General features: G+C 58.5%; 20 protein-coding genes, 1 tRNA gene and 1 pseudogene. 6 read left to right on the plus strand and 16 right to left on the minus strand.

Going from position 1 to position 24274, the window contains the following annotated elements:
* Positions 1-349: 349 nt before the first annotated feature.
* Positions 350-3043 carry an ExeM/NucH family extracellular endonuclease gene (locus HMPREF2888_RS12180; RefSeq protein WP_070518877.1) on the plus strand — a complete coding sequence of 898 codons (2694 nt, stop codon included), beginning with the start codon at positions 350-352 and terminating at the stop codon, positions 3041-3043.
* 198 nt (positions 3044-3241) lie between these two features.
* Here the strand turns inward: HMPREF2888_RS12180 and HMPREF2888_RS12185 are convergent, their stop codons facing one another.
* The 5 genes from HMPREF2888_RS12185 to purD form a co-directional block, all read right to left on the minus strand.
* Positions 3242-3928 carry a DUF2334 domain-containing protein gene (locus HMPREF2888_RS12185; RefSeq protein WP_061924562.1) on the minus strand — a complete coding sequence of 229 codons (687 nt, stop codon included), beginning with the start codon at positions 3926-3928 and terminating at the stop codon, positions 3242-3244.
* Positions 3929-3976: 48 nt separating this feature from the next.
* Positions 3977-6100: a S9 family peptidase gene (locus tag HMPREF2888_RS12190; RefSeq protein WP_070498258.1), complete on the minus strand. Its 2124-nt coding sequence runs from the start codon at positions 6098-6100 to the stop codon at positions 3977-3979.
* 75 nt (positions 6101-6175) lie between these two features.
* Positions 6176-7045: a phosphoribosylaminoimidazolesuccinocarboxamide synthase gene (locus tag HMPREF2888_RS12195; RefSeq protein WP_062037258.1), complete on the minus strand. Its 870-nt coding sequence runs from the start codon at positions 7043-7045 to the stop codon at positions 6176-6178.
* A gap of 21 nt (positions 7046-7066) precedes the next feature.
* Positions 7067-8506: an adenylosuccinate lyase gene (purB, locus tag HMPREF2888_RS12200; protein WP_070518878.1), complete on the minus strand. Its 1440-nt coding sequence runs from the start codon at positions 8504-8506 to the stop codon at positions 7067-7069.
* A gap of 71 nt (positions 8507-8577) precedes the next feature.
* A complete protein-coding gene (gene purD, locus HMPREF2888_RS12205) occupies positions 8578-9876 on the minus strand; it encodes a phosphoribosylamine--glycine ligase (RefSeq protein ID WP_070498269.1) in 1299 nt (432 codons plus the stop codon).
* A gap of 34 nt (positions 9877-9910) precedes the next feature.
* Between purD and HMPREF2888_RS12210 the strand changes: the two genes are divergently transcribed.
* A complete protein-coding gene (locus HMPREF2888_RS12210) occupies positions 9911-10333 on the plus strand; it encodes an HIT family protein (protein WP_061924576.1) in 423 nt (140 codons plus the stop codon).
* Positions 10334-10376: 43 nt separating this feature from the next.
* On the opposite strand, the gene HMPREF2888_RS12215 is transcribed toward HMPREF2888_RS12210, so the two are convergent.
* Entirely contained in the window at positions 10377-11837 is a 1461-nt protein-coding gene (locus tag HMPREF2888_RS12215) for a sensor histidine kinase (protein WP_083296659.1), read from the minus strand.
* Between the two features lie 34 nt (positions 11838-11871).
* On the minus strand, positions 11872-12576 hold the full coding sequence (locus HMPREF2888_RS12220; protein ID WP_061924579.1) for a response regulator transcription factor: 705 nt from the start codon (positions 12574-12576) through the stop codon (positions 11872-11874).
* A 210-nt stretch (positions 12577-12786) separates the two neighbouring features.
* Here HMPREF2888_RS12220 and HMPREF2888_RS12225 point away from each other — a divergent pair, with 210 nt between their 5' ends.
* Positions 12787-13143: a hypothetical protein gene (locus tag HMPREF2888_RS12225; protein ID WP_061924582.1), complete on the plus strand. Its 357-nt coding sequence runs from the start codon at positions 12787-12789 to the stop codon at positions 13141-13143.
* Positions 13144-13154: 11 nt separating this feature from the next.
* Here the strand turns inward: HMPREF2888_RS12225 and HMPREF2888_RS12230 are convergent, their stop codons facing one another.
* On the minus strand, positions 13155-14891 hold the full coding sequence (locus HMPREF2888_RS12230) for a pyruvate dehydrogenase (protein WP_061924585.1): 1737 nt from the start codon (positions 14889-14891) through the stop codon (positions 13155-13157).
* Between the two features lie 173 nt (positions 14892-15064).
* Between HMPREF2888_RS12230 and HMPREF2888_RS12235 the strand changes: the two genes are divergently transcribed.
* Positions 15065-16561, plus strand: coding sequence for an MFS transporter (locus tag HMPREF2888_RS12235; RefSeq protein WP_070518879.1), 1497 nt, complete (start codon positions 15065-15067; stop codon positions 16559-16561).
* The gene (locus HMPREF2888_RS12240; RefSeq protein WP_061924588.1) at positions 16548-17105 is read left to right on the plus strand and encodes a TetR/AcrR family transcriptional regulator; all 558 of its coding nucleotides are present in this window, start codon (positions 16548-16550) and stop codon (positions 17103-17105) included. Before HMPREF2888_RS12235 ends, HMPREF2888_RS12240 begins: the two co-directional genes overlap by 14 nt.
* Positions 17106-17111: 6 nt before the next feature.
* Here HMPREF2888_RS12240 and HMPREF2888_RS12245 read toward each other — a convergent pair whose 3' ends face one another.
* The 5 genes from HMPREF2888_RS12245 to HMPREF2888_RS12265 all read right to left on the minus strand — a co-directional run bounded on the left by HMPREF2888_RS12245 (position 17112) and on the right by HMPREF2888_RS12265 (position 20683).
* Positions 17112-17723, minus strand: a complete 612-nt coding sequence (locus tag HMPREF2888_RS12245) for a response regulator transcription factor (protein ID WP_061924591.1) — start codon at positions 17721-17723, stop codon at positions 17112-17114.
* On the minus strand, positions 17723-18799 hold the full coding sequence (locus tag HMPREF2888_RS12250; RefSeq protein ID WP_082785835.1) for a sensor histidine kinase: 1077 nt from the start codon (positions 18797-18799) through the stop codon (positions 17723-17725). Before HMPREF2888_RS12250 ends, HMPREF2888_RS12245 begins: the two co-directional genes overlap by 1 nt.
* Positions 18800-18815: 16 nt before the next feature.
* The gene (locus HMPREF2888_RS12255; protein ID WP_070518880.1) at positions 18816-19538 is read right to left on the minus strand and encodes an ABC transporter permease; all 723 of its coding nucleotides are present in this window, start codon (positions 19536-19538) and stop codon (positions 18816-18818) included.
* A 2-nt stretch (positions 19539-19540) separates the two neighbouring features.
* Positions 19541-20440: an ABC transporter ATP-binding protein gene (locus HMPREF2888_RS12260; RefSeq protein ID WP_070455444.1), complete on the minus strand. Its 900-nt coding sequence runs from the start codon at positions 20438-20440 to the stop codon at positions 19541-19543.
* A 170-nt stretch (positions 20441-20610) separates the two neighbouring features.
* A tRNA-Thr gene (locus HMPREF2888_RS12265) sits at positions 20611-20683 on the minus strand.
* A 137-nt stretch (positions 20684-20820) separates the two neighbouring features.
* Between HMPREF2888_RS12265 and HMPREF2888_RS12270 the strand changes: the two genes are divergently transcribed.
* Positions 20821-22554 carry a threonine/serine exporter ThrE gene (locus tag HMPREF2888_RS12270; protein ID WP_083291073.1) on the plus strand — a complete coding sequence of 578 codons (1734 nt, stop codon included), beginning with the start codon at positions 20821-20823 and terminating at the stop codon, positions 22552-22554.
* 35 nt (positions 22555-22589) lie between these two features.
* Here the strand turns inward: HMPREF2888_RS12270 and HMPREF2888_RS12800 are convergent, their stop codons facing one another.
* From HMPREF2888_RS12800 to HMPREF2888_RS13320, 3 genes and pseudogenes are all read right to left on the minus strand, one after another.
* The gene (locus HMPREF2888_RS12800) at positions 22590-23753 is read right to left on the minus strand and encodes an IS3 family transposase (protein WP_141744869.1); all 1164 of its coding nucleotides are present in this window, start codon (positions 23751-23753) and stop codon (positions 22590-22592) included.
* Positions 23750-24113 (minus strand): annotated as a pseudogene (locus tag HMPREF2888_RS13160) (transposase). Before HMPREF2888_RS13160 ends, HMPREF2888_RS12800 begins: the two are co-directional and overlap by 4 nt.
* Position 24114: 1 nt before the next feature.
* A partial coding sequence (locus HMPREF2888_RS13320; protein WP_141744870.1) for an IS3 family transposase occupies positions 24115-24274 on the minus strand: 160 nt, incomplete at its 5' end.

The following is a 24274-nucleotide window of genomic DNA, read 5'->3' on the forward strand; positions in this document are numbered from 1 at the left end:
GTCGACTTAGTGCCCACAGTATTTCCCGCGGGGAACGAAAACCAATTCTATAGGGCGGCGGGTTGGGGGTGGTTTGGTTCGGGGGATTACTGGCGCCGACGCCTCGCGTGGGCACAATTTGCCAAATAGTGCGCCCAAATTTGCTGATTTTCCGGGCTTGCTTGGCAAATTGTGCACAGTTCGCACGCCCCTGCCCCCGCAAAGCCCACGTAAACACCCGATGAACCGCAAGACAAACTTTTTGGGCATGCATGTAAACCCCCAAGACATCTGGGGGATGAACGCTTGGCAAGCCCGACGCGGTGCCTTAGAAACAAATGGTCATATATCTCCTATTGCAAGGTTTCTCATGCGCTCTCGTTCTCTCCACGCGCTTTCTTTGACCGCGCTCATCTCCACTTTCTCCACTCTCACCGTACCCGCCCATGCAGCCCCCGCAGGTGATACCGTGGTCCTTTCTGAGGTTTACGGCGGCGGCGGAAACTCTGGTGCGACCTTTACCCACGACTTCATCGAGCTCTTCAACCCCACCGAAGCCGCGGTCTCGCTGGATGGTTGGTCCGTCGAGTACTTTTCCGCCGGTGGCAACTCGGGCGGCAAGGCTGCTCTCAGCGGCGCGATTCCGGCTGGCAAGCACTACCTGATTCAGGCTGGCCAGGGCAACGGCGGCTCCACGCCACTGCCTACCCCAGACGCGGAGTCCTCCCTGAACCTGTCCGGTTCGAAGGGATCGGTCAAGCTTTACGACGCCTCCGGCAACGAGGTTGACCTCGCCGGTTACGGTTCCGCCCAGCTGGCAGAAGGCACCCCTGCCCCAAGCACCTCCAATGCAGAGTCAGTCTCTCGCGATGAGGCGGGCACCGATACCGACGACAACGCTGCCGATTTCCATGTCGGCACGCCAACTCCTACGCCTTCCGGAAACGAACCAACCACGCCCGCTGAGCCAGAGGAACCAACGCAGCCTGCAGACCCCGGCCGCGAGCTAAGCATCGAAGAAATCCAGGGAACCGGCGCTCAGTCTCCGGTTAAAGACCAGAACGTCACGACCAAGGGCGTCGTCACTGGCGTGTGGTCCGAGGGCGGCATCAACGGCTTCACTATCCAGACCGGCGGCACCGGAAACGAGGCTCCTGCTGCTTCCCCGGCGCTGTTTATTTACATGGGTAACAAGGAAGCCTCTGCTTATCCGCAGCTCGGGGATTCCGTGCAGGTTTCTGGCAAGGTCTCGGAGTTCTTTGACGCCACCCAGCTAACCGCAAATGCCGTCGAGAAGCTCGATGCTCCCCTGCCGGAGGTCACCGCGCTCGAACTGGAGGCCCTGCCGGAAGGCGACGTCGCCCGTGAGGCCTACGAGCACATGCTGGTGCTGCCTGGCACCCACACCGTGACCAACAACTACGCGCTCAACCAGTATGGCGAGGTAGGCCTGGCGCCGGGCACTGAGGCACTCCGCCAGCCGTCGGACCTTTATGACCCGTCGACAGACCCAGACTCCGACCTACAGAAACTCGCCGCTTCCAACGCCGCCAAGCTGGTCACGCTGGACGATGGCCGCACGAAAAACTACCTCGAGTCTGACCAATCCACCCCGCTGCCATATATCGCGCAGGACAACGCACAGACCATCAAGTCCCTGCGCACCACTGACCAGGTAACTTTCCAGCACCCGGTCATCGTGGGTTACTCCCATGAACAGTGGCGCTACCAGCCCACCGCACCGGTAACGGGCAATACGGCAGGCAGCGATTTGCCGATTACCTGGGAAGACTCCCGCGAAAAGGAACTGCACGCACTCGACGTCGAAGGCGAATACACCATTGGTGCCTTCAACGTATTGAACTACTTCACCTCCCTTGGCGAGGAGTACGGCGGCAGCTCCTACGATGACATGAACGGCAACCCGGTCACCGTCAAGCGCGGCACGACCCGCGGTGCTTATACCGCGGAGGCCTTCGAGAACCAGCAGCGCAAGATTGTCGCGGCCGTAAACGGTCTTGATGCCGACGTCATCGCCCTTTCTGAAATCGAAGACGGCTACGGCGTCACCGGCGACAAGTCCAAGCGCGACCAAGCCTTGGCGCACCTGACAGACGAGCTCAACGCGGCCGCTGGTTCCGAGAAGTGGGCCTACGTGACCTCCCCGGAGAAGCTGCCGGACACCGTGGACGTCATTCGCACCGCGTTTATCTACAAAAAGGATCGCGTCACACCGGTTGGTGAATCCCGCATCTTCGTCGACGACCGCTTCACTGGAACGGCCCGTGAGCCGCTAGCGCAGGAGTTCGCGCCAGTCGACGCCGCGGATGACGAGACCTTCGTGGCCGTGGCCAATCATTTCAAGTCCAAGGGTTCCGTTGTTAAGGGTGACGCCGACACCGGCGACGGCCAGGGCAATAACCCCAACGTGCGCAAGGCACAGGCCGAAGCCGTTCTTGAGCACCTGGCTAAGCAGCCAGATTGGCAGGACAAGGCCACCTTCGTGATGGGTGACCTCAACACCTATACCCACGGCGATGCCATCGATGTCTTCCGCGACAGCGGCTACACCGTTCCCGCTGAGGACTACCACGCGGATGCCTCCTACCAGTTCTCTGGCCTGTTGGGTTCCCTCGACCACGTCCTGGCAAACGAGGTTGTATCCGGCAAGGTAACCGACGCCCAGGTGTGGAACATCAATGCCGACGAGCCGGTGGCCTTTGAGTACTCTCGCCGCAATTACAACATCGTGGACTTCTACGACGATTCCCCGTTCCGCGCCTCCGACCACGACCCGGTCAAGGTCGGATTCAGCCTGGGCAAGGCGGCCGCTAACCCAGACGAAGAACCAGACACCGACCCAGACAGCAAGCCCGGCACCAACAAAGGCTCCAGCTCCAGTAACGGCTCTAGCTCTGGTTCGAGCACCGGCAGCATCATCGCATTGATCCTTGCGGTTGCCGTCCCCGGCATCGCAATGTTGCTCGGCGGTTCGCTGAAGTTCCTGACACCCCAGCTCATCGACGCCCTGCCACCGCAGGTCCGGGATTTCCTCAAGCTCTAGGCTCCCGGGAGCGTTTCCTCCGGGGCGTCTTCCCCGGAGCGTTTCCCCCTTACGCACAATTTGCCAAATAGTGCCCTGAATTAGCGCGGATTCAGCAGTCTAATTGGCAAATTGTGCGTTTTTGCGCGTTCGGTGCACGCTTTTGCACGCGTGCCGTGCGTTCGGTGCACGCTCGGCGTGCACTTCCGCGGGAGGCTTTTAGCGCTTCGTCAAAAAGACGCCGTAGTCCGCGGGCTGCGCGCCGGCGCTCGCGGCGCGGTCAACCGCCTTGATGAAGTCAGAGACCACTTTCCTGTCATTAAGGTTGCGGCCAGAGATGGAAAGACGCACGGTGTTGCCACGCAGCGCGGAGCGCTCAGCTGCGCGAATAATGTTGCGGCGCCACCACTTCGCCGCGCCGAAGCCCTCGCCGAAGGACAGGTTGCGGGTCTGGTGGAACTTGCCGGAACGCAGCTCGTGAATGCCACGCGTGGAGACCGCGACGTCGAAAGCAAAGTTCGGTAGGACCTCCAAGGTGCCAGGCGACATACGCCAGCGTGGAGGTGCGAAGATGCTCGACTCGAAGCCCAACTTGGCCATCTGCCGCGTGGCGCCCTTCAAACGGAGATTGGCCTCGTGCGAGTCGAGGTTAGCGAACTCAGCGCGACGACCTTGCACCGCTTGGTCGAAGCCATTCAGAATAAGCAACCTACCCGCGGATTCCTGCTCTTTGAGAAAGCCTAAGGTCTTGTCATCCTTGGCCAGGTGCCAATTGCCATCAATGTGTGGGGCAACCAGCAAAGAGACCGGGATTTCTTCCCGGTCTAGTTCTTTGAGGAGGTTACTAGTTTGCTTCCGCGTGTCAGAAAAGATGCTGGAAATCGAAACTAGAAGGTGGCCATGCATAAGTGCAATTATCGCACAGCCACCGCGAGTCCGCGCGGCGAGGAGCGTCTAAGCTTTCAACCCCGTGGCCTTGTTAATGGTCCACGCGTACTCGAAGGCATTCTGGCGCCACTTGTCATAACGTCCAGAAACGCCACCGTGGCCAGCGACCATCTCCGTCTTGAGCAGGAACTGCCCGCCCTTTGCGGTATCACGCAGCTTGGCAATCCACTTCGCCGGTTCCACGTAGAGCACGCGAGTGTCGTTGAGCGAGGTAATCGCCAAAATGTCCGGGTAGTTCTGCGCAGTGACGTTCTCGTAAGGCGCATAGGACTTCACGTAGTCATAGACCTCTGGGTCGTGGTACGGGTCGCCCCACTCTTCCCACTCGATGACCGTTAGCGGTAGCTCCGGCTTCAGGATGGAAGTCAGCGGGTCCACGAAGGGCACCGAGGCCTGGATGGCCGTGAAGCGGTCTGGGGCCATGTTTGCCACCGCGCCCATCAGCAGGCCACCGGCGGAGCCGCCTTCCGCCACCATCTGATCTGCGGTGGTGACACCGCGCGCAATGAGATCATCGGCCACCGCGATGAAGTCGTTGAAGGTGTTCTTTTTCTGCAGAAGCTTGCCGTCGTCGTACCAGGTGCGACCCATCTCGCCGCCGCCGCGGACGTGCGCCATGGCGAAGATCATGCCGCGATCCATCAAGGACAGACGGAAGACGGAGAAGTACGGGTCCATGCTGGCCTCATAAGAGCCGTATCCGTAGAGAAGCGTCGGGTTAGCTTTGGTGCGGTCAAGATCGGCGCGGTGCACGATGGAGACCGGAATCTGCGTGCCGTCGGAAGCCTGCGTCCACATGCGGTAGGCAACGTAGTCATCCTTGTTGTAACCGCCCGGAACTTCTTGTTCCTTGAGCAAGGTGTACTCGCCAGTCTCGACGCGGTAATCGAAAAGCTGCGAAGGCTGGATGAAGGAGGTGTAGCTCACGCGCAGTACCGATGCATCCCATTCCGGGTTGCCGCCAACGCTCACGGTGTAGAGCTCTTCGTTGAAGTTTAATTCCTTAAATTCGGACCAACCATGGCGTACATCCATGATTGCGGCACGCCCGATGCCGGCGCGGCGGTAGCCTACGACGACCTGGTCGCGATAGGTATCCACGCCTTCCAGGCGCACATCCTCGCGATGCGGAATCAGCACATCGAGCTCGCGGAGCGGTGCGAGGTCCTCCCCTACGGCTAGCGGCGTGGTGGCCAGGGTGAAGTTCGGGCCTGATGCGTTGTGGGTGACAAACCAATAGGCCTGGCCGTCGATCTCGGCATAGTCGACGTCGTAGTCAACACCTGCTTCGCGCTGCCACAGAACCTGGAATTCGCCTTCCGGGTCCGTACGATCCAGCACCCAGGTCTCTGAGGTCAGCTTCGAGCCGATGACGATGAACAGGTACTTCTCGCTGCGAATACTGCCGACGCCGATATTAAAGTGCTCGTCGGCTTCATACATGACCTGCACGTCTTCGGACTGCGCGGTTCCCACCTTGTGGCGCCAGACGGTATCTGGGCGCCAGGCATCATCGACCGTGGTGTAAAAGATGTAGTCATCGCCCACCCAGGTTGCACCGTAGAAGATGCCTTCGAGGCGGTCGGAGAGCAGCTCGCCAGTACGCAAGTCCTTGATGACCAGAGAAAAACGCTCGTCGCCAGCGGTATCCACGGAATAAGCCAGCAGGTTGCCGGAGTCAGAGACGGTGGAGGCACCCATCGCGAAGAATTCGGTGCCTTCTGCTAGCTCGTTGGCATCTAGGAGGATTTCCTCGCCCTCAGGCGCGCCTTCTTCTGGAATAACGGGAGCGGTCCACGGGTCAGCACCTTCGGCCACCGGAACGCGACAGCTAATGCCATAGTTCTTGCCCTCGACAGAGCGGCCGTAATACCAGTACTGGCCCCTGCGCGAAGGCACGGACATGTCCGTTTCCTTCACGCGCGACTTTACTTCCTGGAAGATGTTCTCAGTCAGCTCTTTAAGGTGCGCCGTCTCCTGCTCAGTATAAGCATTCTCCGCGCGCAGATAATCGAGCGTTTCTGCGGATTCTTTATCCCGCATCCACTCGTAATCATCCACGAAGCTGCGGCCATGAAACTCGCGGGTGATGGGGTGTTTTGCGGCAATCGGCGGGGTCAATTCAGTCATGTTCTCCTCGCGAGATTAGGGGGCTTATTTGTAGTGAGATTTCTCGAAACCCTACCGTAACGAAGGCTTTAGGCCTTAGAAGGAGTTTCCCGAAAGACGCTCGTAAGCCTCGACGTAGCGCGCACGGGTGGCCTCGACGACGTCGTCAGGCAGGCGCGGCGGCTTGGTATCAGAGGCCTGGTCCCAGCCGGATTCCGGGGAGGTCAGCCAGTTGCGCACGTACTGCTTGTCGAAGGAAGGCTGAACCTTGCCCTCCTCATACGTATCGGCCGGCCAGTAGCGGGAGGAATCCGGGGTTAGGACCTCATCGGCCAGAATCAGGGTGCCGTTCTCATCAAGGCCAAACTCGAACTTGGTATCGGCCAGGATGATTCCCTTCTCCTCCGCGATGCGGGCGGCCTCGGAGTAGATGCGCAGGGTGGCAGCGCGCAGCTCTTCCGCGCGCTCTTTGCCCAGCTTGGCGACGACCGCGTCAAAAGACACGTTCTCATCATGCTCGCCCTGCTCCGCCTTGGTGGCCGGGGTAAAGATCGGCTCTGGCAGGCGGGAGGCCTCGGTAAGGCCTTCAGGCAGCTCGATGCCGCAAACGGTACCGCTTTCCTTATATTCCTTTAGGCCGGAACCGGTGAGGTAGCCGCGCGCGACGCACTCGAAAGGCAGCATGTCGAGCTTCTTGACCACCATGGCGCGGCCCAGCACCTCCTCTGGGATGCGCTCGTCATCGAGCGGGCCGGCGAGGTGATTCGGGAAATCGATGACGTCGAAGAAGAACTTCGAGGTCGCGGTCAGAACACGCCCCTTGTCCGGGATAGCCGGGTCCAGGGAGTGGTCGTAGGCCGAGATACGGTCGGAGACCACCATCAACAGAGTGTTCTCGTCGACGTCGTAGATGTCACGGACCTTGCCGGAAGCAAGGTGCTTATAAGAAGAAAGTTCTGGGCGCATGAGTCCTATCCTAATTCGCTTTTAGAGAATCTCGCCTGGGGTATAAGCGGCGGCCTTCGGGTGCTCGCTGACCAGGTTGTTGATGCGGGTAAGAACCTGGTTGACCTGGGACTCCGCGGCGCCGATGAAGGCGTGCTTATCGGCCAGGGCAGCCTCTAGGTCCTCCGCGGACATCGGCAGGCGCTCGTCGGCGGCAAGGCGCTCGACCAAGTCCTGATCGCCGCCGTTTTCGCGCATGTTCAGCGCCACTGCGACGGCGTTTTCCTTGATGACCTCGTGCGCGGTCTCGCGGCCGACGCCGGCGCGCACGGCCGCCATCAGGATGCGGGTGGTGGCCAGGAACGGCAGGTAGCGCTCGAGCTCGCGGTCGATCATCGCAGGGAAGGCACCGAACTCGTCCAGCACGGTCAGGAAGGTTTCGAACTGGCCGTCGAGGGCAAAGAAGGCGTCAGGAAGCGCAACGCGGCGAACCACGGAGCAGAATACGTCGCCCTCGTTCCACTGCTGGCCGGAGAGATCTGCAACCATGGTGAGGTAACCGCGCAGGATGACTTGGAAGCCGCACACGCGCTCGCAGGAGCGGGCGTTCATCTTGTGTGGCATCGCGGAAGAGCCAACCTGGCCTTCCTTGAAGCCCTCGGTGACGGTCTCATTGCCAGCCATCAAGCGGATGGTGGTGGCCAAGGAAGACGGGCCGGCGCCCAGCTCAACCAGCGCGGAAACGGCGTCGAAATCGAGGGAGCGTGGGTAAACCTGACCAACGGAGTTGAAGATGCGGTGGAAGCCCAGGTGATCAGCAATCGCAGTCTCCAGGGAGGCCAGCTTGTCCTCGGAGCCGCCCATCAGGTCGAGCATGTCCTGGGAGGTGCCCATCGGGCCCTTGATGCCGCGCAGCGGATAGGCAGCCAGGAGCGATTCGACGCGCTCGATGCCCAGCAGCATCTCATCGGCTGCGGAAGCAAAGCGTTTGCCCAGGGTGGTGGCCTGAGCAGCAACGTTGTGGGAACGGCCGGCCATGACCTGGGATTGGTAAGCAGCCGCATGCTTGCCGATGCGCGCGACGACCGCGATGGCCTTGTCACGGATGAGGCGCAGCGAGGTATGAATCTGCAGCTGCTCAACGTTCTCGGTGAGATCACGGCTGGTCATGCCCTTGTGGATGTGCTCAAAGCCAGCGAGGGCGTTGAACTCCTCGATGCGGGCCTTGACGTCGTGGCGCGTTACGCGCTCACGGGCAGCGATGGACTCGAGGTCCACCTGCTCAACCACGGACTCGTAGGCCGCAATGGCCTCTGCTGGAATATCGACTCCCAAATCCTTTTGCGCGCGCATGACGGCGATCCACAGCTGGCGCTCCAGGATGATCTTGTACTCCGGGCTCCAAATATTGGAAAGCTCTGCGGAGGCATAGCGGGAGGATAGGACGTTGGAAATGTTCTTCTTTTCAGCCACGGGAAACATTATTCCATGTACAAAGCCCAGCCTGTACCTTTTGGTAACAAGCTGGGCTATACGGGGGTGCGAGAGAAAAGCTAGATGGAAATCTCGCCGTCTTCGGCACGCTTTCCGATGTCGCGGCGGTAGAAGCTGCCGTCCAACTTAAGGCCTTCTAGCACCTCGTAGGCGGCGGCACGGGCCTCGGCGAGCGTGGCTCCCTGGCCCAGAACGTTGAGCACGCGGCCGCCGTTGGAGATGACATCGACTTCCTCTTCAACACCGCGCGAGCCTTCGGCTTGCGAGGTGCCGGCGTGGAGGACCTTGTTCGGATCATCCAGGCCCGGGCCGGTGATGACGTCGCCCTTACGCGGGGAGGCTGGGTAACCCTCCGCGGCCAGGACGACGGTAACGGCGTAGCCGTCCTTCCACTTCAGCTCGTCCAGCTCAGCAAGCTTGCCGGTGGCGGTGGCGTTAAGCGCCTCAGCCAGCGGGGACTCGAGCATGGAAAGAACTGCCTGGGTTTCTGGGTCGCCGAAGCGGCAGTTGAACTCGACAACAGCGATACCCTCCTTGCCCCACGCGAGGCCCGCATAAAGCAGGCCGGAGTACGGGGTGCCGCGGCGCACCATTTCGGCGGCAACTGGCTTGCAGACTTCGTCGACGATGCGCTGCACGCCGTCGGCTGGCAGCCACGGCAGCGGCGTATAGGCGCCCATGCCGCCGGTGTTGGGGCCTTCGTCATTGTCGTAGGCGCGCTTGTGATCCTGCGCTGGGAGCAGCGGGACGACAGTCTCGCCGTCGACCAAGCAGAACAAGGAAACTTCTGGGCCATCGAGGAAGGACTCGAGCAGGACCGGGTTTCCTGCCGCGTGAACCTCGTTTACATGCTCCTTCGCGGCAGCGCGGTCGTCGGTGACAACGACGCCCTTGCCGCCGGCAAGGCCGTCATCTTTCACCACGAAGTGCGGGCCGAAACGGTCGAGGGCGGCCTCAATATCGGATTCGGAAGCCCCCGGCATCAGCTGCTCCGCGCGAGCGGTGCGAACGCCAGCAACATTCATGACGTCCTTGGCAAAGGCCTTAGACCCCTCGATCTGCGCGGCATCCTTGGAAGGGCCGAAAACGGCGATGCCGTTGGCACGCAGCTCATCTGCGACGCCGGCAACCAGCGGCACCTCGGGGCCAACGACAACAAGCTCGGCGTCAATTTTCTGCGCCAGCTCCAGCATCTGTGCTGGGTCATCAACCTTGGAGTACTCAGGATGCACCGTGGCCAGGGAATCGAAGTTCGGCGAGCCTGGGGCAACGTGGAGTTCAGTGGTCAGTGGATCTGCCTTGAGACCTTTGAGCAGGGCGTGTTCGCGGCCGCCCGAGCCAATTACGAGAATGCGCATGCCGTCCATCTTAACTGGAGGTAGCCTAGTCACCATGTCTTCTGTATTTACCAAGATTATTAATGGTGAACTGCCTGCACGCTTTGTCTACCGCGACGAGACCTGCGTGGCCTTTTTATCCATCGAGCCCCTCAACTACGGCCACACTCTGGTGGTTCCGATTGAGGAGATAGATAAGTGGACCGACCTCGACCCACAGACCTGGGCACACCTCAACGAGGTGGCACTGGAGATCGGCGCCGCTATCAAGACGGCGTTTAACTCGCCACGCACTGGCTACATCATCGCCGGCTTCGACGTGCCACATACCCACATCCACCTCTTCCCCACCGAGAAGATGGAAGAGTATGACTTCGCCAAGGCATTTGCTGCCGACGCCACCGATCCTGCCGCCATGGATGAGGCAGCGACGCGTATTCGCCAGCACTTGGGCACCGACGAAGAAGGACGCCGCTAACTAGCAGCGTCCTCGTGAGAAGGCCTCGTTAGCGGCCGATTAATTATGAAGCTGGGAGGCGCACCGTAAAGGTGGAGCCCTCCCCCAGCTGGGAGCTCACGGCAATGCTGCCGCCGTGCTGCTCCACCAAAGATTTCACGATGGCCAGGCCCAAGCCCGAGCCGCCGGTATCGCGGGTGCGGGAAGAATCCGCGCGATAGAAACGCTCAAAGATGTGGCTGGTGTCCTCGGGGGACATGCCCTTGCCGTCATCGGCGACGTCGATAAGCACTGCCTTGTCTGTGCCCTCGCCCTCTTCGCGGATGGTGAGTTTGACCTTGGCTTCCTCGCCACCGTGGCGAATGCTGTTGGAGACGAGGTTGAGCAGCACCTGGTGCAGGCGATCAGGGTCGCCTTTGACCACCGGAATATCGTGGGTCTCGTTAACCACGTCGATCTGGCGGCCGGCAAACGCGGCACGCGCGGAGGAACCGACGGAAAGCACCAGCTCCAGCATATCCACAGTGCGCATGTCCAGGCGCGAGCCCTCGGCGCGGGTCAGAGAAAGCAGGTCCTCCACCAATAGCGACATTCGCTTGGACTCGTCATCGATCTTGGAAAAGACGAGATCCACATCCTTGGTGGCGCCGGAGCGATAAAGCTCGGTGTAGCCACGCAAACTGGTCAGCGGGGTGCGTAGCTCGTGGGAAGCATCGCCGACGAAACGGCGCATCTGCTCCTCTTTATCTTGAGCTTGGACAACTGAGCGCTGCAGCTGACCCAGCATCACGTTGAGTGCAGCCGAGAGCTGACCAACCTCGGTGTGCTTCGGCCACTCCGGCACACGCTTGTCCAAGTCACCCGCGGCAATCTCGGAGGCGGTCTTTTCAACGACGCGCAGCGGGCGCAGCGCGCGGCGGATAAACCACATGCCCACCACGGCGATAATGCCCATGACCACGGCAGTGATGATTATTTGCACGATCGCTAGACCGCGGAGAATAAGCCGCTCGTGGGTGAGATCCTTGGCCACTACGGTCACGGTGCCATCGACCTTGATGGCCACGGCGCGCCACTTGGTTTCGTCGTTTCCAACGGAACCGACGGTGGCAGGCTCGTCACCGATGTAGAGGTTCTTCGCGTCCGGCATGCTGGTCTTGGGGCCGGTGTATAAAACGGTGCCATTCGGCAGGTAGCTAAGCGCCACGTATTCCGTAGGCGGGCGCCTAGAGTAGTCCCCCAAATAGTAGTCGTTGCTCATATTGCGCGCCCAGCCGTTGGTGGCATCCTTTAGCTGATCATCGACGTTGCCATACATGACGTCGGACATAATCGAGGACACCGCCAAAGAGGCACCCGCCAGGCCGAGGCCAGAGACCAAGACCATGAGCACCAAAAGCCACGTGCGCAGCGGCATCGCTTTGGGGCGCTGCACGCGGCGTCGCTTAGCGCGCTCCCCGGAGGGAACCGCAACGGACGGGGTTTCAGGCAGCGTAGATTCCGCCGCCGAGTGGGTAGTGCTCATGTATTAGTACTCGAAAAAGGACTGTGGCGAACTACTAGTTACGCGGCATGCGCAGAACATAGCCGACGCCGCGAACAGTATGAATAAGCTGCGTATCGCCGGTGTCGATCTTGCGGCGCAGGTAGGAGATATAGGACTCGACTACGTTGCCATCGCCGCCGAAGTCGTAGTGCCAGACGTTGTCCAAGATCTTGGACTTGGACAGCACCACTTCCTTGTTCTGCATGAGGTAGCGCAGAAGGTTGAACTCGGTTGGGGACAGCTCGATGATTTCGCCTCCCTTGGTGACCTCGTGGGTGTCATCATTCAAGGTGAGGTCAGCATAGGAAATGGTGGCGTCACTGTTTGCGTCATCGACGTTCGCGCCGCGGCGCAGGATAACGCGCAGGCGGGTGATAACCTCTTCCAGGCTGAACGGCTTAGTCACGTAATCATCGGCACCGATGGTCAGGCCATGGATGCGCTGATCGACGCTGTCCTTTGCGGTCAAGTAAAGCACCGGGCCGTCGAGGCCTTCCTGACGCAGCTTGCCAAGCAGCTCGAAGCCGTCCATGCCCGGCATCATGACGTCCATGATGTAGGCATCAGGATTAACCTCGCGGGCCACCCGCAGCGCCTCAGTGCCGGAGTTTGCGCTGAATACTTCGAAACCCTGGAACTTCAGGGAAACGGTGAGTAACTCCACGATGTTGGGCTCATCATCAACGACGAGGACTTTTACTTCTTTATTGTCGTCCATTAGCTCTTGTTACTTCCTTCAGCGAGTGCTTGTTGCTATTTCGCAATAATGACACCCAGCCTTCCAAGGGCACTGAAGGGAGTCTGGACATCACCTGTGAACTCCCATCCTAGCCAACGGCGCCAACAACCAGGCCGGAATACGTAAGGTGAACACCAAGTCGACTTCACCGATGGCAATCACGGCAACCAATCTGAAGAAGGATTCCAAGTGCGCAAGAAACTCACGTTGTCCGAAGAACAGTTCCGATTCATCGACCAACTCACCAACGAGGTCTTTGAAAGCGACATGCTGCCCGAAGGAACCGTTCTCACCGGAGTCGGAATTCAATCCCGCAGGAGCATAGACCCTTCTGGAGAGAGCACGTGGTACCACTTGGATTTGTGGAACCGACAGCTCCATGACGGGCGGACGGTCAGACTGTGGGGCGCATTTCCTGATCTCAGTGAAAAGGAAGACGCGCTTTCTTTCCACACCATGGTGCAGTCTTCAGGCCTTGCCGAAATGTTCTTGACGGCTACACCCGAAACTGCACGGTTCGAAACGATGGAGTACGTAGCGGACTAGCGGCTAGCCGCCTACGGGCGCGGAATGTTGCGCAGGTTGGACTGCGCGAGCTGCAGCATCTGACCAACGCCGCCGCCAAAGACGGTGCGGGTGGCGGCCTTGGAGAAGCCCAGCAGCTGCTCGAAGGTCAGTGTCGGCGGGATGGAAAGAGCGTTCGGGTCGGTGATCATGTCAACCAGAACCGGGCCATCGAAATCCATGGCCTCGCGAATCTGCTTGCGGGCCTTCTTCGGGTCCTCGATGTGGATGTGCTTGATGCCGGCAGCCTCTGCGATCGCGGCATAATCCACGTGCTCATGGTCGGTCTCGTGCTCTGGCAGACCCTGGACCAGCATCTCCAGCTTGACCATGCCCAGCGAGGAGTTGTTGAAGACGAAGGTCTTCACCGGCAGGTTGTGCAGCTTCACGGTCAGCAGCTCACCCATCAGCATGGACAGTCCACCATCACCGGAGAAGGAGATGACCTGGCGACCTTCGTTGGCGGCCTGTGCGCCGATGGCCATCGGCAGTGCGTTAGCCATGGTGCCGTGGCGGAAGGAACCGATCTGCTCACGCTTGCCATTCGGGGTGATGTAGCGAGCGCCCCAGACGTTGCACATGCCGGTGTCGACGGTGAAGACGGCGTTGTCAGCTGCTTCTTCATCGATGATGTTGGCCACGAACTCTGGGTGGATAGGCTTCATCTTCTCAGCCTTCTTAGTGTATGCCTCCACCACGTGGTTGAGCTTGTTGTAGTGCTCCTTGAGCATCTTGTCGAGGAAGCGGCGATCCTTCTTCTCATCAATGTGCGGAAGGATGTTCTCGATGGTGGCAGCCACGTCACCGGTAACCGGGTACTTAATCTTGGTGCGGCGGCCGATGTGGGAGCCGTCAATGTCGACCTGTGCGACGTTGCCCTTGGGCAAGAAGTCGTTGTACGGGAAGTCGGTGCCCAGAAGGATAAGCAGGTCGGCCTCGTGGGTGGCGTCGTGTGCCGCGCCGTAGCCCAGAAGGCCGGACATGCCGACGTCGAACGGGTTGTCGTACTGGATGTACATCTTGCCGCCCAGCGCGTGGCCGATTGGCGCCTTAATCTTTTCCGCCAGCGCCAGCACCTGCTCGCGGGCATCCTTGACGCCAGCACCGACGAAGAGCGCGACGGTCTTAGCCTCATTAATAGCCTGGGTTAGCGCGGCTGCTTCAGCCGGATCCGGGAAGACAACTGGACGTCCAGCGGAGATGGTGGAGGTGGTGAAGGTATCATCTTCAGCCTCCTGCGTGGAAACGTCGCCTGGGATAACGAGCACGGAAACGCCCTTGCCAGCCATGGTGGACTGGATAGCGTGGTGCAAAATGACACCGCCCTGGTCAGCGGAGTTGACCATCTCGCAGTAAGCGGAGCACTCGGTGAAGAGCATCTCCGGGTGGGTCTCCTGGAAGAACTTGGAGCCAATCTGGCGAGATGGGATGTGGGATGCGATGGCCAGAACCTTGGCGCCGTTGCGGTGGGCGTCGTAAAGCCCCTGCACCAAGTGGGTGTTGCCCGGGCCGCAGGAAGCCGCACACACGGCGAGCTTGCCGGTGGTCAGAGAGTCTGCCTCAGCAGCAAAAGCAGCAGCTTCCTCGTTGCGGACGTGGACCCATTCGATGGAGGAACGGCGCACCGCATCCACGATTGGGTTCAGGGAGTCACCAACCAGACCATAAATGCGCTCGACGCCTTGCGCCTCGAGAGTTTCTACGATCTGTTCTGCGTAATTCTTCGCCATATCACTACTTCTTTCAGGAATAGTAAATAGTTTCTCCATCCAGTGTCCTTATTAATTCCCCTTTGTGCCAGCTTTTTACTCAAGACTCACCAAACCCCCTGTCTGGTGATACGAAACACAGACCGCGTTCAAGCGTTTGAAACTGTAATGAACGTTCGGTACATTTTCATACCATGTCCACCACCGATTTAGGCCATTCCAATAGCGCCGCCACGAACACCGAGTCCACCGCCGTACAGCGCTGGACTTTCTTTGCCGTGATCTCGCTCGGCCTTCTCATGGTCGGCCTCGATAATTCGATCCTCTACACCGCCCTCCCGGCGCTGACGGATCAGCTCCACACCACATCCACCCAGCAGCTATGGATCATCAACGCCTATGCGCTGGTGCTGGCCGGCTTATTGTTGGGCACGGGCACCCTAGGAGATCGCATTGGACATCGCCGCATGTTCGTCATCGGCCTTGTGCTTTTCGGCAGCGCATCCCTCGCCGCCGCGCTCGCCCCCGGCGCGTGGTTCTTGGTGGCTGCACGCGCATTCTTGGGCCTCGGCGCTGCCGTGATGATGCCCGCTACTTTGGCACTGATTCGCCTGACCTTCGACGATGAAATCGAGCGCAACACCGCGATCGGCATCTGGGCCTCCGTTGCGGTCGTGGGCGCTGCAGCCGGCCCTACCGTCGGCGGATTCCTCCTCGAGCACTTCTGGTGGGGCTCGGTCTTTCTCATCAACGTGCCCATCGTGCTCGTCGCGCTCTTGCTGACCTTCCTTTTGGCACCGCCCAACCAACCGAACCCGGACAAGCACTGGGATTTCGCATCCTCGCTCTATGCGCTTATTACGCTTTCTTCCCTGGTGCTGGCCATTAAGTCGGTGGCGGGTTCCCATTATGGGCTGGCCGGCGGCGCGCTGGTGGCCTGCGGCATCGGCAGCTTCGCGTTTGCACGCCGCCAAAAGCAGCTTTCTGAGCCGATGCTCACCTTCGACATCTTCCGCTCCCCCATCTTCACAGGCGGCGTCATTGCCGCGGGCGGCGCGATGTTTGGCATGTCCGGGTTGGAGATGCTCACCACACAGAAGCTACAGATGGTCGATGGTTTAAGCCCCCTGCATGCGGGAATCACCATTTCTGCGGTGGCGATTGCGGCACTTCCGATGTCCACCCTAGGCGGCGCCAACCTGCACCGCTGGGGCTTTCTGCCCATCATCGCCGGCGGGTTTGCTTTCATGGCTGCGGGCATCGCCGTCGCGATGTGGGCGGGCCACCACGGCATCTTCTGGTGCTTCGTTGCGGGGCTGCTCTGTATGGGCATCGGCGCAGGGCTCACGATGTCCGTGGCCTCAACCGCCATCATCGGCGCGGCGCCGCCCCATCGTTCCGGCATGGCCGCCGGCGTCGAGGAGGTCTCCTACGAGCTCGGCACGCTGCTATCCATCGCGATCACCGGCTCCATTGTGCCTTTGCTTTACTCCCGCAATCTGCCCGCGGATGTCGAGGGCATGCAAGCGCTTTACGACGCCGCGACCCACGACCTCGCCGCAGCCGCCTACGACAACGCTTACCTCACGACCCTCGGCGGCTTGCTCGCGATGATGCTGCTCTTCGCCGCAGTTACCGGCTATTTGTTTAAAAACAACCCGAAGTCGGGAGGCTACGATGCCGCGCATTAGTAAAAAGACCGAAGTGCTAAAAGCCGCCCTCACCATCATCGAGAACGAGGGTGTGCATGCCGTGACTTACGACGCCCTGGCCACCGCCACGGGAATGTCAAAGTCCGGGCTCATCTATCACTTTCCTTCCCGCCACGATCTACTCATCGAGTGCCACCGCTTCTGCGCCGCGCGCTGGGAAGCGGAACTCGAAGAGCTAGCCGGCGGCAAGCAGGCCGCGGAGCTAGACAAAAAGGAGCGCCTGCGCGCACTCGTGCAATCCCTAGGCAAGAACGACCCTCTGATCGAATTGCTGATGAGCATCCACTCTCAGCAACACCCGGACTTCATGGAACAATGGCGCGACGTCGACAAGCGCTGGCTGCCAGATCCGGCAGCTGATGACCAAACCGCGCTCATCGCCACCATCCTTGGCAATGGCCTCTGGGTCCACGACCACTTGACTGAACGAAAGATACCCACAGCTACTCGCAAAAAGACAGTGGAACTCGTCTTGGAATTCCTAGATTCAGGAAAGCTACAAACCGCACCGCTTAAAGATTAAGCAACGTCAACTGATAATCCAGCCCCGCTCAATGGCAAGATTTACTGCCGCTGCACGAGTGTCAGCACCAGTCTTAGCCATCGCACGCGACAAGTGATTGCGCACCGTGCCCTCCGATAAGTTAACCCGCTTCGCGATTTCCGCGACGACCGCACCATCGGCGGCTGCTTGAAGCACTTCGGATTCTCGAACGGTGAGAGGCGATTCACCGAATAGAAAAGAATCTGCAGCAAGTTTGGGATCAACTACACGCAAGCCGGAGTGAACTCGGCGCACCGCATCAGCGAGCTCTGCGGCAGGCGCGTCTTTAACGATGAAGCCATGTGCTCCCGCGGAAACCGCGCGACGCAAGAAACCCGGGCGCCCGAACGTTGTAACTATCAATATCTTTACCTGCGGTAGCGCTTCTCTAAGGCGTTTCGTAGCAGTCAGACCGTCCACATTCGGCATATCTACATCCATCAAAATAACATCAGGACAAGCCACCGAGGCGACCTCCATGACCTCGCTTCCGTCGCCAACGTCGGCCACTACCTCAATGTCACTTTCCAAGCTAAGCAAGGCGCTTAATGCGCCTCGCACCATAGCCTGATCATCAGCAAGCATCACTTTTATCATTAATGCTCCTTAGCCCATGGCCCGGTTTGAACGGCCTGGGCTGTAAGCTTCAGACCTCCCATGGTGGTTTCACCCAAGCACAATTCGACTCCGTTATTTTGGCATCGCTCCCGCAGCCCTCGCAGACCATTTCCTTCCCTTATCTCTGCTATTCCGACTCCGTCGTCTTCAATCAATACAGATTTGGAGGTCAGACTGATGGAGCATCTCTTTGCACCGGAATGTCGGACAACATTCGTAGTCCCTTCACGCACTACCCAAGCAAACACTTCCCTCAAATCAACCTGTACTTCATCTACCGAATTCGGCATCTTCGCTTTAATACCTGCGCTTTGAAGGAGGCTTAATGCCCGAGCTAGTTCACCGGAAAGGCTGAGCTCTCGATAGCCATTTATTGCGGTGCGAACTTCTGCCAGCGCAGACCTCGAGATTTCCTCAATTTCTGCAATTTGTGACTTCGCCGTATTCGGGTCGAGCTCAATGAGCTTCTTTGCAAGCTCCGCTTTAAGTGTCACCGTTGTGAGAGAATGTCCCAAAATATCGTGCATGTCGCGAGCCATGCGGTTGCGCTCTTCGTTTACTTCAAGTTCTTGGGATCGAACTTCCTGTATCTTCCTTTGCGCTTGGCTAATAATCGCCATTCGGCTTGCTAAACAGGCAATGCCGGTTGTAATCAAAGACAAGTGGCCGAACGGCCATAGCGACTGAGGAATCGCTATCGCGGCGACTGCAGTAAAAGGCAGGGAAACCTGCCACGGAAATACAAATGCAACAGCCGAGGCAATGAAGTATGCAAGTTGAATCGCATCGGTTCCGACAAGATTAAGCACGATCAGTGCGAGAAAGGTTCCAACCACTAACAACGAAACTGCACGGAGATTGACCCGCATCACACCTAGGCGCAGATCATCGATTGCGATAGCCCAGGAACCAATGAGACAAAATACGCAGCAAAGAACAAGAACCGCGCTTGAAACCGGATACGGGTGGCTTCGAACCGTCAAAAGAATTGGAACAGTAAGGGCCAACCAGAAAATGGCCCAAATACTGTTTGGCCAGGTAATATACCGAGTCATCACTTTTTCATCTTAGCTAAACCCGAGCCGTATCATAGCGCATCTTCCGGGCTACCCCGACCAAGAATACGAACAGCCAAACCACAACATTGGCCACTGCAGCCCACGAAAAGTTGCTCGCGTCCATCGGCGAAAGCGCCAACTTATGAAGTCCGTAGAGCGGGGTAAGACTTCCAATCTTGTCGAAAGTCGATCCAGGAGTCAGTGGCATAAATACTCCCCCGAGGAAAGACAGCAACGCTAACAAAGGCCCAACTACCTGCATTGTGGTCTCTGCAGGCAAAAGGTATCCCATGAACAACCCAAAAGACATAAAAATGATTGAGCCCAACCATGCGATGACAAAAGACTGAGCCCAAGCCAGAGCCGGCATGTGTGCATGGACCAGCGGTCCACAGATATAAACCGTGAGCAAGGCTATACCGCTCAGAGCTAATCCCGCTGTGGCTTTAGCTCCTACATAGTTAATTGGGCGAAGAGGAGTTAAACGCAGCTGCCGACTCCACCCACTTGCTCTTTCGATGCCGACTGCTGCACCAGTTCCAGCAGTCGCCATTAACCCAGCATAAAGGGCAAGACTTATTAAGATATTTGCTGCCCAGTTTCCATTCCCATATTCCTGCTGTGCATAGTCTGCAGTAGCAAATATGAACAGAAAGGCAATGGGGATAACCACGACGAAAACTAGACCACGGACATTGCGCAAAATGCGCTTCATTTCCAATTTGTATAAATACATATCTACCTTTCCTGATGAGCTAGGTCGATAAAGGCGTCATCAAGGCTGCGCGCAGTAATGCTGATGTCTCTCGCAAGACCTCGAGTTAAAAGCAAGCGTGCGATTTTGTCAGTATCCTCGGCTACCAAAACGAATTCTTCCCTGCGCATATCGAGCGATATCTGAGGAAAATCTCTTAATGCTTGTTCCACTTCTGACTGCGAAGCTTGAAGTTTGGCATGAATTGTTTTTCCTGAAACTTGCGCTCGTAGCTCCTGTGGGCTGCCGTCCGCTACAAGGACACCGTGATTCATCATCACGATTCGATCTGCAAAATCGTCGGCTTCTTCCAAATAATGGGTAGCGAAGATAACGGTTCGTCCCTCGCGAGCATCTTCACGTATATTCGCCCAAAAATCGCGTCGAGCTTCTACATCCACGCCAGCTGTAGGTTCGTCTAAGACGATGAGTTCAGGATTGCTGACCAAAGCCATTGCAAAACGTAGCTTTTGTTGCTGGCCTCCTGAGCATTTACCCACGTACCGTTCTGCAAACTCGCCAGCACCAGCGCGTTCTAACGCTTCCTCTGCGCTTAAGGAATCACGATGGAAACTGGCCATAAGCTCAACCGTTTCGCGAACCTTTAAGTTAGGAAGCAGGCCTCCCGACTGCATCATTGCAGAAACTCGACCGAGCACCACCGCGTTGCGCGGCGTCGTCCCGCATACTTCAATGTTTCCTGAATCTGGTTTGCTTAGACCCAAGATGAGATCGATGGTGGAAGTCTTACCCGCACCATTAGGTCCCAAAAGGGCTACGACCTCACCGCGCTCAATCGAGAAACTGAGGTCCTTTACTGCACAAACCTCACCAAATGACTTTGTTAGTGATTCAACTCTTAACGTGGACTCCGTGTTTGCCATGGTTCAAGTCTCATGCGACACCGCGAAGAGTACGTATAGCAATTGTCATTAGTCGGCGATGACAATTGTCACGGGGTATTAATCTCAGTCGGCGACTGCCAAGTCAGAAGCTCGGCGTTGCTTTCCAATGAAATTAGCCCCGGTAGAAATAAATCTCACCAGGGCCATTGAGCTGGAGACGAGACTTGAACTCGCAACCTACGCATTACAAGTGCGTTGCGCTACCAATTGCGCCACTCCAGCACCGCGGATTGAGCCGCTGCGAAGAATCGTACCCGAGCAGGCGAGCGGACGAAAACACTGGGGTGGCCCGTGCGTCGCGCAACCCCAGCGGATAGAGTGCAAGCAAGAGTCTCAATCGGTTTTTAAGGGTTTGTTGCGTGTCATTTATTTCCGCACTGAGGGAGCGTTTTAGTGCTTCTTCCGGCTACGTTGCCACCATCGATGCGGCAAAGGCCGCGCCACCACCATCGCCGCTGGCGCCAGTCGATCTGACCGACGCCGCGCAGGTCACCGGTGTCATGGAAATCGCTGCGCGCGTGGGCGAAGTCCTCATCAGCGCCGGCACTGCCAACTCCGATGCCAAGGCACAGATTCACCTGGTGGCTTCTTCCTATGGTCTCCACTACTGCCATGTGGACATCATGATGAATACCATCACCATTCACACCGCGATGGGCGCGGGCTCTAACCGCCGTAACCTACACGTCTTCCGCGTGGCCCCTTCAATTTCGGTGGACTTTTCCAAGCTTTCCGCGGTAGACCGCCTGATCTACTCGATCCGCTCCGGCGCCACACCACCGGCCATGGCCGAGCGCGTCTTGGACGAGATCAACAACATGAAGCCGCCTTATCGCACCTCCACCGTCCTTTTGGGCTGGGGCGTTATGGGCGGCATTCTCTCCGTGATGCTCGGCGGCGACGCCTTGGTGGGCGTCATGGCGTTTTTCGTCTCTTTGCTGGTTATGGGCGTCAACGCCTGGGCGGCAAAGTTCCGCGTGCCACCCTTCTACCAAAACATCATGGGCGGATTCCTCGCCGTCGTACCGGCGGCGATCCTCTACAACATGGCCGCCGGAATCGGCATTACCTTCTCGCCTTCCCAGATCATTGGTTCAGGCATCATTGTGCTCGTCGCCGGCCTTACCCTGGTGCAATGTTTGGTCGACGGCATCACCCGCGCACCGGTAACATCGGCCGCTCGCTTCTTCGAAGCCATGCTGGCCACCGGCGCCATCATCGCCGGCGTCGGCGTGGGCATTCAGTTCTCTGACTGGATGGGCTTTACCCTGCCGCCCCTGGCTACGCTCGCGCCGCCGGTCTATCACCAGGTCCCGCTGCTCATCCTCTGCGGCAGCATCGGTTCAGGCGCCTTCGCCCTGGCCTGCGGCGCTTCCTGGATTGAGGTTACCGTCTCTGGACTTACCGCCGGCGCCGGTATGCTCTTCTACTACTTCGTAGTCATTCCTTTCGGCGTGAGCGACGTCGTAGCCTGCGGCATCTCCGCCACGGCGGTGGGCCTGGCCGGCGGCCTGCTCTCGCGCCGCTACATGATGCCGCCGCTCATCACAATGATCGTGGGCTATACGCCGATGCTGCCTGGCCTTACCCTCTACCGCGGCATGTACGCCTCGCTGAATGAGCAGATGATCTCCGGCTTTACCAACCTGTCACGAGCACTAGCCATCGCCGGTGCGCTGGCTGCCGGAGTTGTGCTGGGCGAACGCGTGGCCCGCCGCCTGCGTCGCCCGCAGTACTTCCGCCCTTATGCCACCATCAAGCGCGTGGGCCACTTCTCGTTCCACCAGGCCAGCCGCCTAGCTGCCCGCAAGCCACGCATTCCGCGCGTGCCGCTTTCCCCCTTCGCCCCCAAGGTCAACCGCCCCGTCCTGCCTCCGAAGCTGGGGCCCAAGCCGCCGATGCCTGCCCAGCAGGTACGCATGCTCCAAGACCAAGCCATCGGCGAGGACTGGAAGGAAGAATGGGAGTCCATCACCGAGATGTGGCCGGTTACCACGCAGTGGGAGGACCAACCGCAAGACGGTGGGAGCGCACAACCCGCTGCAGACGGCGCCGAAGATGCGGCCGAAACCGCCCCAGATGCCAAATCGTGAGCAAAAAAGTTCGGCGGTTTCAAGTGGTGGATGCATCACTTGAATAGTTCTTGTATCTTCTCTTCTGGTTTATACCAGTTGAGGACTTTTCTGGGGCGCCCGTTGAGAAGGTCTTGAATGTGTTGGACATCCTTGTCGGTCAGGGCACTAAAGTCGCTTCCTTCGGGCAGGAAGTCTCTGACTAGCCCGTTGGTGTTTTCGTTGGTAGGACGTTGCCACGGCGAGTGTGGATCACAGAAGTAGACTGCTAGTCCACGTGCGATGCTCAGCTTGTCTACTTGGGCTAGTTCTACGCCTTGGTCCCAGGCCAGAGTTTTAGTGATGTTGCGTATTTTGCCGGTAAACATCTCGATCAACTTATCGACAGTCGTGGCGGAATCATGAACATCTAGTTTGCGGATCATGGTGTAGCGAGTACTGCGTTCTACACAGGTTACAAGTGCAGTGGTTCCTCCTTGTCCGATGATGAGATCGCCTTCCCAATGCCCTGGAACTGCGCGGTCCTTGTCATAGGAGTCACCCACCGTCCCAGTCGACGCTGCGATACCGTGCTCAGCCAGGCGCTCGTTGTAGACGATGCTCACATATTGTGAGCCGTGGTCTGAATGGTGAATCAAGCCCGTTGTTTCTTTGGCGCACACGATCGCCTGGTTGAGCGCTTGCAGCGGCAAGGCTTCGGTGCGCATCGAATCCGACAGCGCCCATCCGACGATCCTCCGGGAGAATACATCGGTCACGAACGCGGTGTACACAAAGCCTTTCCTGGTGCGCACGTAGGTAATGTCCGCCACCCACAGCCGATGAGGGCCAGGAGCCCTAAATTCACGATTTACCAAGTCTGGGCGCAGATCAGGCACGTTAGGCTTACGGGTTGTGATAGGTGACCTGCCTTTGCCTTTGCCAGAAACACCGGCCAGGCGCATCAACCGAGCAGTTTGTTCACGACCGATATCAATTCCGTCACGGCGGAGAGCATGCCACATTTTCCGCACACCGTAGACACCGTAATTATCGCGATGAACAGCACTAATGTGTTCAATCAGCACAGCATCGCGAAGGCGACGAGCACTTAATCCACGGGCTTTAGACTGGCGGTACCCGCGCGAAGTAAGGAAGCCGCCTTCACGATGGGTGTTTAACGTCTGGCAGATGAACTCGACTGAGAAACGATTCCGATGCTCATCAATGAACCGGATCATTTCCGACGTTTCGGGTCGAGTTCGGATGCGAAAAAAGCCGAAGCGGCTTTCAACAACTCGTTGGTGTCCCGCAGCTCTTGATTTTCTCGACGCAACCGTGCGTTTTCTGCAGCAAGGTCCTCGGGCATTGATTCCACAACACGACCTTCGCGACGAGCGGCCTGCGTCCATTGCCTCGCCGTGTGCCACGAGACGCCCAGCTTTGGTGCCACGATCTTGCAGGCTGCCTGCATGGAAATGTTCTCCGCCAGGATGCGGTCTTCCACGAGACGGACCACACGGTCCTTCGCATCCTGATCAAATTTTCTCGGCATGTTCCAAATTTTCCCATCTACTCAAACGGAACAAAACCTGGGACACTTCAAGGCTTACGCCTGGTAGTAATGCATCGACGCCGTTTGCTAAAGCCTTTTAACCCCATGGATTTCATGATGCGTGCAACTTTCTTGTGATTGATCGGGGTATACGTCGTGTCCTCCTTGAGGCTTGCGGCGATGCGTTTAGCACCATAAAGCCCGTGC

Source organism: Corynebacterium sp. HMSC077D03 (genome assembly GCF_001808545.1).
Lineage (GTDB): Bacteria > Actinomycetota > Actinomycetes > Mycobacteriales > Mycobacteriaceae > Corynebacterium > Corynebacterium simulans.